This window comes from Bacillus sp. cl96 (genome assembly GCF_900100505.1).
Lineage (GTDB): Bacteria > Bacillota > Bacilli > Bacillales > Bacillaceae_G > Bacillus_A > Bacillus_A cereus.
In genome coordinates this window covers 102,492-115,955 of record NZ_FNDM01000014.1, presented here as the reverse complement: position 1 = coordinate 115,955, position 13,464 = coordinate 102,492, and the positions used below count along the sequence as shown (strand labels likewise).

The following is a 13,464-nucleotide window of genomic DNA, read 5'->3' as shown; positions in this document are numbered from 1 at the left end:
CTGTAAGCGATTTCAAATAGTTTTAAAGCGCATTCAAGGGGGACATCTAGAATAATGAAACGTTACGAAAGAAAGTGGAAGCATATTTGTTTGAAACGTGTGGCACATCGTAGTGTCCAAGAAAGCACGGAACCTAAGACTGAAACGCGCAAAGAACAGCAAGAGAAGCAATTGGTTCTACAAAAATAGCAATCACTTTTTCGTATATAAATGAAGGTCGATCGTTCGTTGGGGGATGGACGTGAAATTACTTTCAGCTAAGGGGTATTGTCTGATATATAATTTATACGGCAATAAATAAGCACAGAGCATACGGCGCTCTGTGCTTATTGTTATTATTTATCTTTTTTGAATCGAACTGTCTTATCCCAGCCAATGACTTGTTTCTTGCTCTTTGCACGTAAGTATAAGATTACGCTACGAATAAATAAGTACGTAAAGAGCTGTGCGTACGTAAAGTACATAATAACGCTAATAAAAATATTAGTCGGTGTAAAGGTTCGTTCGACACTCTGGGCACTAAATAATTGAGAAACATATGTAATATATGCGACATACCACATAAATAGTAGCGGAATGCTATATTGAATTTGGAATATCCCGAGTAGCCCAATTACAAACCAAACGTTTGAAATGATTAGGAATAGCCAAAATACAACATACACTAGAACTTGTTGTAAGGAATGGACGAGAAGTTTTCCTTTAAAGAAACTTAATGACGAGAACATTTTTTCTAAAATGTATAAATTCCCTTGGAGCCAACGTGTACGTTGTTTAATAAGAATTTTTAAATGCTCTGGTTCTTGTTCCCAAGTAACTGATTCTGGGACGATTGGTAAGAGATAACCTTTTTGTGTAATTCGTAATGTTAATTCAGCATCTTCTGCAATTGCATAAGGGTCATAGCCACCAAGCTCTTCTAGTGCGGAGCGACGAAGAAGCATATTTGTTCCTGTCAGTGAGCCTGTTTGGAATAGTAACCAGCGTCCAGATTGCATAAGGAGCTGGAAGATTTGAAATTCCAGTGAAATCATTCGCGTCAGCCAGTTTCGCTTTTCGTTTACTGTACGAACATGTCCAACAGCTCCAACAGCATCTTCAGTTGTTTCAGCGTGCTCTACAAGCATTCGCAGTGCGTGTGGTTCAGGTTGGTTATCTGCATCGTACACACAGAAGTATTCACCATCTGAAATACTAAGCCCATAGTTTAGTACACGTGATTTACCCTTCGGTTCACCGGGGGGAACACGAATATGACGAATATGAGCATAAGCTTTATCGAAATCATCGCCGATTTCAGGTGTTTCATCTTGAGAGTTATCATTTAATAAATAAATAGTTAGCTTTCCAGGATATTCAATCTTCGCCATCGCCTCTAAAGTATCTTTAATAACGACGCCTTCATTATGGGCAGGTATGAAAATATCGACGCTCGGATAATGTTCTAGCGTACGATCTTTTCGTTTACTATTTCGATGAATTAAGCCCGCAATTGTTAAGAAAGAGTAGTAAACGAGTAAACCAGAGAATAGAAAGGCCGTAAAAATAAGTACATATTTAATTGAAAATGTGATACTAATCCAAAAAACGAGTACGCAAAACAGAAGGAATAAAAGAAGTATAACGAGAGTCATCATAACAGTGTCTGTCCTTTGTTTCCAATGTGCTCGCGTGAAATTTTTATATCTCGGATTGCTTCAGCAGCAAGCCATTGCTCCATTTTTGGCTTTAGGCGGTTCATTACAATGTCAGCACCAGCTTCATTTGTGTTTTGTAATAAAATAACTAGCGTATTATTATCATATTCAGCAGCAAGGTCAAAATCATTCCTTACCGTTTCAACTAATAAGGAAGCTACACGGTCCATAACACTTTCCTTCGTATATTTACTAAAGGAAGTGAAATCAAAGTAAATGATAACGCCTGTTTCATTACGACGATTCATTGCAGTTGTTAATAATGCTTGGCGTCTCTCGAATTCTTGTCTTGTTAGTAATTTTGATTCTCCAATATATTGTTCTAACGTTCTCACACGCTCAGTTAAAGTTTTATTTTCATGAATCACTTTTTTCAATAGGTGAGTTGTTATATATACAATGAAGAAGTTAGCTGCCATCAGGAAGTGGATAATCATATATTGCCATTGATCTGATGTACTCCATAAATGAAGCCATGCTTGATAGAACAAATAAAATACGGAAATAATGGTTCCTAGTATGAAGAAAACAAATGCTGTTTTGTCAGCTAAAAATAAGAATAGTACATTTACGATTACGTATATTATTGTAAAAATAAGAGCATGCTCATATTTCGTCACATGTACAGTAGTAAAATAAAATACAATTTGTAAAATCCACATAGAGAGGATTTTATAGAACTTATCTTTCACAAAACTTTCCTCCTTAAAGCTATTTCATCAATAGATACTTGTAGTATGCGCAATTATTAAGAAATTGACCATGTCGTTACATTCTTTTGAAGGGCAACAACAAGTAGTATCTCTATTTTCATTAGAAAAATAAAAAGACTTAAACATTATTGTATCATAATGTTCTTATATTTGGCATAAAGTGATTAATAGATGCACAAAAGACATTTGGATTGCATGAAAAAAGTCTCCTCTTGTAGAAAGAGAAGACTCTATATAAGTTTATAGGAACATCATACCTGCAACTGCTGCATTTAAGAAGTTCGCTAATGTACCAGCGATAACTGCTTTAATCCCTAATTGTGCAATTTGTTTACGGCGAGTAGGAGCTAGAGTTCCTGTTACACCTAATTGAATTGCGATAGAAGAGAAGTTTGCGAATCCACAGATTGCGAATGTTAAAATTAGATTTGTTTTGTCAGAGAACTCTGCCATGTGTGGTCCTAAGTTTGCGTATGCAACGAATTCGTTGATTGCAAGTTTTTGACCAATAAAGCTTGCTGCTTGTACAGCTTCACCAGGAGAAACCCCGATTAAGATTGCAAATGGTGATAATAAGTAACCGAAGATTAAATCAAGGCTAAGTTTAATATCGAACAGAGAACCAATCAATCCTAATAATCCATTTAATAAAGCGATTAATGCGATGAAAGCCATTAACATTGCTGCTACGTTAATAACAAGTTGCATACCTTCAGATGCACCGCGTGCAGCTGCGTCGATAACGTTTGCGTCTTCACGTTCTGTAGAAAGTTCAACGTTATTATCTACTTTTTCTGTCTCAGGCATAATCAGTTTCGCAATTAATAAGCTTGATGGAGCTGCCATTATTGCAGCCGCTAATAAGTGCTCTAACGGAATACCCATTGCTGCATAACCGACGAGAACAGATCCAGCAACAGCTGTCATACCGCTTACCATAATAGCGAAGAATTCACTATTTGTTAAACGTGCTAAGTAAGGTTTAATTAAAATTGGAGCTTCAGTTTGTCCTAAAAATACAGTCGTTACTGAGTTTAAGCTTTCTGCTTTAGAAGTTCCAAGAAGTTTACTTAATGCGCCACCAACGACGCTAACAAATTTCTGCATAATACCAAAATGATATAAGATTGCTACTAATGAACTAATAAATACGATTGGAAGTAGTGCTTGAATAAAGAATACAAATCCCCAAGGTCCTTTTGCGTTGACTAAATCCCCAGCAACGAACTTAATTCCCTCGTAAGAAAAATTAATTAATCCTTGAACACCGTCAGCAGCGTGTTTTAAACCTGCTTTACCAGCATCCCATCGTAATACGATAAATGAAAATGACATTTGTAATGCTAGCGCGATTAAAATTGTGCGCCAATTAATAGCTTTGCGGTTGGAAGATAGTAAGAATGCAATTGCTAATACTCCAATCACGCCGCCAATTCCCCATAAAAGATTCATGCAGTGTATGCTCCTTCCTCATAGTAAAAACAGTGTATAAACCAGTTGTCTATACGTTTACGAATATAACATCTTAAGTAACTTATCATAATGGACATCGGAGGTCAAACGTCTAATGAAAAGTTTAAATAAAAAGAAAATTCTTCAAAAAAACACATATGAAATAAATAGACATGAAATAGGTTATGTTTTTTATGGGAATATATACATTATGATAACGTTATGGATTGTTTTTGCAGAATAAAGTGTATGAAATGGAAGAATAGATACATTATTTTTGTAGAGGGAAGCTAGGGGAAAGGGAGTAATATGTTGAACTCATAGCAAAAAGCCTTCTAGTAAACTAGAAGGCTTTGAAACTATTAATTAAGGTGCTTTCGTGTATCCTAAGAAGTGGCTCTTCCAATAAGAGTTACTTAATGAAGCGATTGCTACACCTTTATCTCCAGCTTGGATAAATGATCCGCCCCCAAGGTAAATACCCATGTGAGAAGGGCCAGATTTATAAGTGTTTTGGAAATAAATTAAGTCACCAGGTTGTGGACTTGAAGTTTTTGGTAGGCTACTCCAATATCCTGCAACACTTTGGCGGCTAATGTTATGACCAAATTTCTTAAATACGTGGTAGATGTAACCACTGCAGTCAACACCGTTAGCAGAAGTTCCACCCCAAACGTATGGTACACCTTGCATTGATTTTGCGTATGCAAGTACGGAAGAACTGTCGCCGCTATTATTACCTGTATTATTATTGTTGTTATTGTTTTGATTGTTATTTTGGTTATTGTTAGGCTTATTATCTACTGCGCCTCCAACTGGTGTTTTAGATAGGTAACGTGTTCCGATATAACCAGTTTGACCGTTGTAGTTAATTTTGCTCCATCCAGAGTTTTCAGAGATTACTTGAACCTTCTGACCTTGTGGAAGTGCGCCTATGATTCTATAATTTGTACCTTCGCCGCTACGTACATTTAGTGCAGAAGCATTAATGTAGTAGTCACCAATCGCACCTTGGTTAGGTTTTTCAGGTTGTTTTGGTTGCTCAGGAGTAGTAGTGCCACCTTTAACGAATTTTACAAATTCGCTGCTAACAAAGCCTGTTTTTCCTTGGTAATTTACTTTAAACCAACCGTTTTCAGATCCAACTACGTTTAATGTTGTACCGTTTAAAACGCCACCAATTACACTATGGTAAGCGGCAGGGCCTGTACGAACACGTAAAGATGTAGCGTTAACTACGTAAGAACCGCCAGTTTGAATACTTCCATTATTGTTTTGCTCTTGTTTGTTGCCTTCTGTAACGTTTTCGTTAGAACCGCCTTTTGTTACGTAGTCTTTGCTTATATAAGCAGTTTGTCCTGCGTAATTGATTTTGAACCAATCTTGAACTTCGCCAACAACTTGTACTACTTGTCCTTTTTTGACAGAACCTACAGTTGTGTGAGAAGTGCTAGGACCTGTACGAACACGAAGGGAAGATACATTTACTGTATAGTTTCCGCTTGCTGGTTTTACTTCTTGGTTGTTATTATTCGTATTGTTGTTTGAAGAACCCCCAGTAGAAGAAACGCCAGATACGAATTCGCCACTTACATAACCTACTTGTCCATTATGGTTAATTTTCACCCAACCATTTTCTTGTCCAATTACGTTTAATGTTTGTCCTGCATATACACGTCCAGAAACAGAACTAGAAGTGTTAGGAGCTGTACGTACACGTAATACATCAGCGGTAACTTTATTGTTTCCACCTGTGCTTACATTGTTGTTTGCTGCTCCACTTTTTGATACAAATTCGCCACTAACAAAGCCTGTTTTTCCGTTAATGTTAATTTTGAACCAACCATTTTCTTCGCCAATCACGTTTAGTGATTGACCGTTATAAACGCGTGAGATGATGTCGTGAGAAGTGCTTGATCCCGCACGAACATGTAAGACGCTCGCGTTTACCGTATAAGATGAGTTGTTTGACGCAGAAGCTTGGACAGTTGTAGCAGCTTTTTGTGTATTTTGTTCAGGTGCAGCTTGAACACTATCAAGTGTAGGTGCTGCTCCTCCTGCTACAGACACTGCCGCAAGACCGGCAAGATACTTTTTCATAATTTGTCGATTCCTTTCTGTCTGTAATGTAGTGAAGAAATATTTACCAACTGTTAAAAATTCTAAAGAGCATGTCGATTACTGTCAAGGCTTATGTGGGAATCTGAATATGACAAAAAGATTACAAGAAAAAATCAAGGCATAAATTTACACCTTGATTTCCATTTAAATGCATATATTGAATGTGAAAGGACAGAAATTATTCGGGTTTAAGAAGATGCCATATTGGATTGTAACAAGATTTGATTAAATGATTTTTGCAGTTTTTTGGTGATAGGCCCAACTTGCCCATCTTGAATCGCGGTTCCATCAAGGTGGGTCATTGGTAAAATTTCAATCGTTGTGCCTGTAAAAAAGCATTCATCTGCTTGATAAACGTCACGAACGCTGAAAAGTTCTTCCTGTACAGGTATGTGAAGAGTATTCGCTAAAGAAAGGACATATTGACGAATAATGCCATTTAAAATAAGGTGATTGGCTGGATGTGTGTAAAGAGTTCCGTTTTTAATTAAAAAGAAGTTGGAATGGCTTCCTTCCGTTACAATACCATTCCTTACGAGAAGTGCCTCTTTACAGCCTTTTCGTTCAGCTTTCGTAGCAGCTAGTACGTTTGGTAATAAATTTAATGATTTAATGTCACAGCGTAGCCATCGAGTATCGGGTTCTGATATAGCGCGTATACCATATTCAATCCATAAGGCTGGTCTTTCTTTTTTTGTAATATAGGCATAAATTGTCGGAGGGGTGTCATATGAAAATACATGTGTGCGAGCTTGTACACCACGAGATACTTGCAAATAAATTGTGCCATCTTCGTGGAAATGGTTTCTTTCAATTAATTTGTAAAGTAAAGTGATGAGCTCAGCTTTTGAAAAAGGGAGCGATAATTCTATTTCTTCCATGGATCGATATAATCTCGTTATGTGCGGATCTAATAAGTGAAAGTTCCCTTTATATAGGCGAATAACCTCGTAGACACCATCTCCGAACTGCAAACCTCTTTCTTCAAGTTCTATGTACGTTTGTTGTTTTGTTGTATCAATAACTTCATCATTCCAAAGTACAAATTTTTCGTATGCCAATTTCCGTCCCATCCTTTCGTAAGTACGTAAGTAACGTGAAACTTTCATTCATGCGAGATAAAAATCACTATAGTAATTTTTATGTAAGCAATTCTCTACATATGACCGTATATGTATTTGTAAATCATAGAGAAGTAAGGATGGTTTACCCCGCATTAACGGGCAGTAAAACTCCTACTTAAAAATTCGGGTGGAGCAAAGAAGTGAATTGGGCGAATAACTGCCCGTAGCTGCCCGATTGGTGAGGGCTGATTAAAGTTTCACTTTACAGCATTTTGTATATACAAATTCGAAAATAAGAATGAGAATCCTGCTTTTAAATAAAAAAAAGCAACATTCTTATGGAATGCTGCACAAGGAGGGTAGCTATCTTTCATAGGGACATTGTCTCGTTGAATGTTTTGTGTATGGAAACAAAACATGTTGAAAGACAATTATAAGAAAGTAGAAACAAAAGATTTACACACTTCTTTAAGGGATCTTACGAAAGATGAGAGATAAGAAATATGTAGAACCTCGTTTACATATTTTATTATAGAGATTTTTCATTAACACTATGTGAATATTTGGTAAAGGTTATGTAATTTTAAAGTTAATGAATATAAGTAGTTGTATGGAAGAAAATAAAAAAAGAGGCTGAGATTACTCAGCACTCTTCTTTTCTTCTTTAATAACTGTTTTTACTTCACCAGTTTTGATCTTATTACTTTCAGAGAAGCGAAGTAAGTCACCCTCAATGATTTTATCAGACATGTTCAATTCATTTTGGGCGCGATCAATTAGTGGTTGAGATTCTTCTTTCGGTAATTGTACAACTTCGCCAGTAGCACGGTCATAGAATGTACTGTTTGTGTACATGTATTTATCTGTAACGAAGCTACCGTCACGAAGAACAACGAATCCTTTATTATCAGGTGAGAATACATCATGACCGAATCGAACGTCATTTGTAGAATCTACACCAAGTAAGTTTAGAATAGTTGGTTTAATGTCAATTTCACCAGTTGGTTTCGAAATTGTTTTACCTTCTTTTTGACCTGGAACGTGAATAAACATCGGTGTTTTTTGTAAGTTCATATGGTCAAATGCAGTGATTTCTTCTTTTCCTAAGAACTGTGCCATTGCACGGTTATGGTTTTCAGAAATACCGTAGTGGTCACCGTAGAATACGATTACTGAGTTGTCGTAAATACCTTCTGCTTTTAGACGCTCAATAAAGTGTTTCATTGCTTCGTCTAAGTAACGAGCAGTTACCATGTAACGGTCAAATACTCCATCACCAGAATTGTATTCGTCGATTAATTTTGTACTGTCATCGTAAGTGAATGGGTAGTGATTCGTTAAAGTAAGGAAGCGAGTATAGAATGGTTGCTTCACTTGTTTTAACATATCAATAGATTGATCGAAGTACTCGATATCTTTTAATCCCCAGTTTAATTTTGTTTCTGGCGTAATCTTGTAGTCAAGTTCGTTGTAGTAACGATCATAACCAAGTGCTGGATACATAATGTTACGGTTCCAGAATGTTGCGTTGTTTGCGTGGAATACCGACGTGTGATACCCTTGCTGACGTAAAATTTCTGGAGTTGCTGTATATTCATTGTTACCGTGTGTGAAGAATACAGCACCGCGGTCTAGTGGATATAACGAAGTATCTACTAGGAATTCAGCATCAGATGTTTTACCTTGACCAGTTTGATGGAAGAAGTTATCAAAGTAATAACTTTCTTTCGTAAATTGGTTTAAGAATGGTGTAACTTCTTGTCCGTTAACTGTTGCACCAATTAAGAATGTTTGTAATGACTCAAGAGAGACAACAATTACGTTTTTCCCTTTTGCAGTACCGAACATATTTGGATCTGGTTTACTTTGTGTTGTTTTTACGTAGTTTTCTGTTTCTTGTAATTTACTACCGTCAGCGAACGCTTTTTGTGAACTTGATTTTGCTTGTAAGCCAAGATCGTATACTTGGTGTACATATAATCCTAAGTTTTTAACAAGCATAACGCGGTCGAATGAACGTGTTAATAGTTCTGGGCGTTCAGCTTCTGCAAGTCCTAAGTTTGCGAAGAAAATAGCAACTGTTGATACGAAGTATAGAGAACGCATCGGGCGTGCTACACGCTCTGTAGGTGCAAAGTTCTTCATTTTCTTTAATAGAACGAAGAAAACGATAATGTCTGCAAATGCAAGGATAATTTTGTAGTTAAATAATTCTTTCACACTAGAACCTAAACTTCCGAAGTTAGATGTTTGTCCTAGCACCGGTAATGTAACGAAGTCATTGTAGAATCCGTAGAACATTACGTTACCAACAAGAACGATTGTTAAGACAAAATTAATTCCAAGTGCTATATAGTTACGTTTTTTCCCTTTTGCAAATAATGCAAGACCAACAAGCAGTAATGATGCTGCTAATGGGCTAAGGAATAAAATGAATTCTTGCATGAAAGATTCAAGTTTTAAGTCAAAGCTTGTGCGTGTAATAAGGTAAGTTTTTAGCCATAAGGCTAAAGCTACGAATACAGTGAAACGCACATTTTGAAATTGTGATTTCAAGGTTTCTTTCATTCATTTCCACCCTTTCTCTATCAGGCTTGGTCGATTTTGGAGCGAAAAATGCTAAAATAAAAAATACATAGTTTTCTTGGCCATAATTAAAGGTTCTATATTCACCCATATACGACTATAACTATGCATACCCTTTTGGTTTCTTTTGTTGCTCATAAGCATAACGTCATTTCTGTATTATACAACAAAATTCATTTCTGAGAAACACTATAACATTTTACATTTTTTGTATAAGATTTGTCACTACCAGAGAAAACTTTAACATTCGTTTATATGTCCGTCAACTAGAAAATATAACAAAGGTAGAGCAGAATGTTAAGTAGAAGTGAAAATTTTCTTTGTTGAGAAATAAGAAACGAAGATGGGTAAGGGTTATCTAGAAATCTATTATATGAAGGAAATCGTGTGAAAATTAACGAACACTTGTTCTTTTTTGGTTTGTTTGTTACAATAAAAGTTCATTGATAGGTTTTGTGTAATTTCCATGAACTTTTACTGATAACATATTGTAGCTTATTTCTTTTTAAAAATAGGGAGGCTTTTTACATGAAACAAAAATTTTCAGTTGAAGCGTTTTGGAAGAAAGTAAAACATGTTGCAAAGCAAGCTGGGCAGTCGGTCATTTATGCAAGTTTATTACTGTTTTACGTTTTGCAAAGACCAGATGTTCCAAAACGAGTGAAAATTATTGTAATTGGAGCACTTGCTTATTTTATTGCACCGATTGATGCGATTCCAGATTTCATTGCTGGAATTGGCTATACGGATGATTTAGGGGCGTTAACGGCCGCACTAATACAGGTGTCGTTATACGTCAATGAAGATGTGAAAGATAAGGCACGAGTGAAGTTGGCAGAATGGTTTGGTTCGGATATAGACACAACATTTATCGATCAGAAATTAGGTCAATAGGTGAAACCTGTCATAAGGTGACAGGACGAACGTAAGCGAGGAAGTGCATTATGCCATCAGGAAGAACGCATACGAAAATAAACTTAATATCCCTTCCGGTTGTTTTGTTTTTTCTCTTTTCGTATGGATTAACAAATTTTGATTTTTTATTAACTTTTGCAATTGGTTTTTTAGTAGGTACTTCATTTTTAACACCAGATTTAGATACGTACAGTAATGCTTATAACAAATGGGGTTTCTTACGTATATTTTGGTATCCTTATAAAAAAGTAATGCCGCATCGATCTTTCTTTACGCATACGATTATACTTGGTGATGTGATTCGTATTGCGTACATGTTAATCGTCTTTTCTCCATTTTTATTTCTATTAAATGTAATCGCACTGGATGGTAATTTAATAGAAATTGCGAAGAAACATGAGGTTGAAATTGTAACGTTCTTAATGGGAATTGTTGTGGCAAGTACGCTTCACATTATAGCGGATAAAGTGAATACGCGCCGAAAGAAAATGATGAGAAAAAAGAAGAAACGCAGAAGATAAAGTGAACGAATTAGGAAAAGGACCCTTGCAATTTGCAAGGGTCCTTTTTTAAACAAACGTTTGTTTAAAATTAAGCTTTCAGTACTTTAATTCCTTTTACAATGTTCCAGATGAAGTAGTATAAGCTGATGATTCCGCAAATAGCTAAGACAATCATTGATCCAATTCCAAGTGTTACATCTGCTTGGTCAGATCCCATGCCCATAATTCCTAAAATGGCTACGCCGATAAATGTAGCAATACTTGGAATGATGTGTGTCCATAGAGCACGTTTTGCATGTGGCTTTGTTTCAGCGTCCCCCACAATCCAAACGATAATTGGGAATAAGATAGGGGCAAATAGTACACTAAAGTACGATAAAGCAGCTAATATTTTGTTTCCATTCATATATATCACCTCATAAATAATGTCCGTTGTTATACTATTATTATGCAATAAATTTTGCAAGCTTTCTATCGATGAACATTACAGGAACATGACGATTTTGTAAGATTTTTTCGTTAAATGATAAAATTTTCAAAAAAATCTTTTTTAATGGAAATTGTTATGGTACAGTATAAATGAAAGTTGTTGAAAACGTTTTCTTAAACGTTTTTTTATTTTAGACTTAAAGGTATGATGACCTGATAGTCTATTGATGAGGTTATTCTATTTAAAAGGGGATTCTTTAGGGGGAGAGAACAATGAACACATGGACACAAGTTTATGATCCATTCGGAAACATTTGGATTTCGGCAGCGGTAGCACTTATTCCGATTATCTTTTTTTTCTTAGCTTTAGCAGTTTTCCGCATGAAAGGGTATGTGGCAGGATTTATTACAGTTGTACTTACAGTTTTAGTAGCGTTATTCGCTTATAAAATGCCGTTCACGATGGCAATGGCAGCGACCGGATATGGTTTCTTATACGGATTATGGCCAATTGCTTGGATTATCATTATGTCGGTATTTTTATATAAAATTTCTGTGAAAACAGGTCAATTCGATGTGATTCGTGCATCGGTATTATCGATTACGAGCGATCATCGTCTACTCGTTATTTTAATTGGATTTTCATTTGGAGCATTTTTAGAAGGAGCGGCAGGATTTGGGGCACCAGTAGCGATTACAGCAGCACTTCTTGCGGGGCTTGGGTTAAATCCTTTATACGCAGCAGGTCTTTGTTTGATTGCAAATACTGCACCAGTGGCGTTCGGAGCGATGGGAATTCCGATTACAGTTGCTGGACAAGTAACAGGTATTGATCCACATAAAATTGGACAAATGGCTGGGCATCAATTACCGTTCCTATCATTATTTGTGCCATTCTTTATCGTATTTTTAATGGATGGATTTAAGGGGATACGACAAACGTGGCCTGCGTTATTTGTAGCGGGTAGTTCATTTGCGATTACGCAGTTCATTACAGCGACATTTTTAGGACCAGAACTTCCGGATATTACATCGGCACTTGTAAGTTTAATTAGTTTAGCGCTGTTCTTAAAAGTTTGGCAGCCGAAAGAAATTTATCAATCTGGGCAAGTAAATAGTGAAGTAGCAGCAACAACGACAGCGGCATCGATGCCGAAATTAACGTTTGGAAAAGTAGTGAAGGCATGGTCCCCATTTATCGTATTAACGGTTATGGTAGTCATTTGGAGCCAAAGCTTCTTTAAGGCATTATTCACTCCAGGAGGGGCTTTAGAAAGTCTTGTATTTAAGTTTGAAATTCCAGGTCTGCATAATCTAGTAATGAAAGCAGAGCCAATTGTAAATAAACCAACGCCTTACGAGGCAATTTTGAAGTTTGATGTATTATCGGCAACCGGAACAGCGATTTTAATTGCGTGTATCATTTCCATGTTTATTTTGAAAATGAATGTAAAAGATGCAGTATTGACATTTAAAGAAACGTTAAGCGAATTAAAAATGCCAATTCTATCTATCGGATTCGTACTAGGGTTTGCATTTATCGCAAACTATTCTGGTCTATCTTCCACGTTAGCGTTAGCATTAGCCGGAACTGGCGGCCTATTCCCGTTCTTCTCACCATTCTTAGGCTGGATTGGCGTATTCCTAACAGGGTCTGATACGTCTGCGAATGCACTGTTCTCAAATTTACAAGCCATTACAGCGCAGCAAGTCGGCGTATCTGAAGTGCTCCTCGTTGCAGCAAATACAACAGGCGGTGTAACAGGTAAAATGATTTCCCCGCAGTCGATTGCGATCGCTTGTGCAGCGGTTGGTCTTGCTGGAAAAGAATCGGATTTGTTCCGTTTTACAGTGAAGCATAGCTTATTCTTCGTAATTATTGTTGGTATTATGACGTATGTGCAGGCGTATTATTTAACGTGGATGATTCCGTAAAGAGCAAAAGAAATAAGCTTTGAATTTTTCAGATTATGGTGTATGATGG

The 13,464-nt window shown here is 36.5% G+C and carries 10 protein-coding genes; 3 read left to right on the top strand and 7 right to left on the bottom strand.

Going from position 1 to position 13,464, the window contains the following annotated elements; genetic code table 11:
• Positions 1–335: 335 nt before the first annotated feature.
• From BLT20_RS24685 to BLT20_RS24655, 6 genes are all read right to left on the bottom strand, one after another.
• Complete coding sequence (locus tag BLT20_RS24685) at positions 336–1,637, bottom strand: glycosyltransferase family 2 protein (RefSeq protein WP_073339249.1); 1,302 nt, start codon at positions 1,635–1,637, stop codon at positions 336–338.
• Positions 1,634–2,389 (bottom strand): diguanylate cyclase domain-containing protein, encoded by a 756-nt coding sequence (locus BLT20_RS24680; protein ID WP_000653220.1) that lies wholly within the window; start codon positions 2,387–2,389, stop codon positions 1,634–1,636. The genes BLT20_RS24685 and BLT20_RS24680 overlap by 4 nt, the downstream gene beginning before the upstream one ends.
• A gap of 261 nt (positions 2,390–2,650) precedes the next feature.
• Entirely contained in the window at positions 2,651–3,862 is a 1,212-nt protein-coding gene (locus tag BLT20_RS24675; protein WP_001051015.1) for a NupC/NupG family nucleoside CNT transporter, read from the bottom strand.
• A 366-nt stretch (positions 3,863–4,228) separates the two neighbouring features.
• On the bottom strand, positions 4,229–5,962 hold the full coding sequence (locus BLT20_RS24670) for a C40 family peptidase (protein ID WP_000760272.1): 1,734 nt from the start codon (positions 5,960–5,962) through the stop codon (positions 4,229–4,231).
• 209 nt (positions 5,963–6,171) lie between these two features.
• The gene (locus BLT20_RS24665) at positions 6,172–7,056 is read right to left on the bottom strand and encodes a D-amino-acid transaminase (RefSeq protein WP_002026582.1); all 885 of its coding nucleotides are present in this window, start codon (positions 7,054–7,056) and stop codon (positions 6,172–6,174) included.
• A gap of 630 nt (positions 7,057–7,686) precedes the next feature.
• A complete protein-coding gene (locus BLT20_RS24655) occupies positions 7,687–9,615 on the bottom strand; it encodes an LTA synthase family protein (protein ID WP_000665358.1) in 1,929 nt (642 codons plus the stop codon).
• A gap of 546 nt (positions 9,616–10,161) precedes the next feature.
• Between BLT20_RS24655 and BLT20_RS24645 the strand changes: the two genes are divergently transcribed.
• Positions 10,162–10,527, top strand: coding sequence for a YkvA family protein (locus tag BLT20_RS24645; protein WP_000810369.1), 366 nt, complete (start codon positions 10,162–10,164; stop codon positions 10,525–10,527).
• 50 nt (positions 10,528–10,577) lie between these two features.
• Positions 10,578–11,069, top strand: coding sequence for a metal-binding protein (locus BLT20_RS24640; RefSeq protein ID WP_001139056.1), 492 nt, complete (start codon positions 10,578–10,580; stop codon positions 11,067–11,069).
• Between the two features lie 70 nt (positions 11,070–11,139).
• On the opposite strand, the gene BLT20_RS24635 is transcribed toward BLT20_RS24640, so the two are convergent.
• A complete protein-coding gene (locus BLT20_RS24635) occupies positions 11,140–11,457 on the bottom strand; it encodes a magnetosome magnetite crystal formation protein family (protein ID WP_001014096.1) in 318 nt (105 codons plus the stop codon).
• A gap of 296 nt (positions 11,458–11,753) precedes the next feature.
• Here BLT20_RS24635 and lldP point away from each other — a divergent pair, with 296 nt between their 5' ends.
• The gene (gene lldP / locus BLT20_RS24630) at positions 11,754–13,415 is read left to right on the top strand and encodes an L-lactate permease (protein WP_001099346.1); all 1,662 of its coding nucleotides are present in this window, start codon (positions 11,754–11,756) and stop codon (positions 13,413–13,415) included.
• Positions 13,416–13,464: the final 49 nt, after the last annotated feature.

Bases quoted from the DNA above. Each gene is read 5' to 3' on its own strand.
- BLT20_RS24685 (WP_073339249.1), bottom strand. From the start codon at position 1,637: ATGATGACTCTCGTTATACTTCTTTTATTCCTTCTGTTTTGCGTACTC.
- BLT20_RS24675 (WP_001051015.1), bottom strand. From the start codon at position 3,862: ATGAATCTTTTATGGGGAATTGGCGGCGTGATTGGAGTATTAGCAATT.
- BLT20_RS24670 (WP_000760272.1), bottom strand. From the start codon at position 5,962: ATGAAAAAGTATCTTGCCGGTCTTGCGGCAGTGTCTGTAGCAGGAGGA.
- BLT20_RS24665 (WP_002026582.1), bottom strand. From the start codon at position 7,056: ATGGGACGGAAATTGGCATACGAAAAATTTGTACTTTGGAATGATGAA.
- BLT20_RS24655 (WP_000665358.1), bottom strand. From the start codon at position 9,615: ATGAAAGAAACCTTGAAATCACAATTTCAAAATGTGCGTTTCACTGTA.
- BLT20_RS24645 (WP_000810369.1), top strand. From the start codon at position 10,162: ATGAAACAAAAATTTTCAGTTGAAGCGTTTTGGAAGAAAGTAAAACAT.
- BLT20_RS24640 (WP_001139056.1), top strand. From the start codon at position 10,578: ATGCCATCAGGAAGAACGCATACGAAAATAAACTTAATATCCCTTCCG.
- BLT20_RS24635 (WP_001014096.1), bottom strand. From the start codon at position 11,457: ATGAATGGAAACAAAATATTAGCTGCTTTATCGTACTTTAGTGTACTA.
- lldP (WP_001099346.1), top strand. From the start codon at position 11,754: ATGAACACATGGACACAAGTTTATGATCCATTCGGAAACATTTGGATT.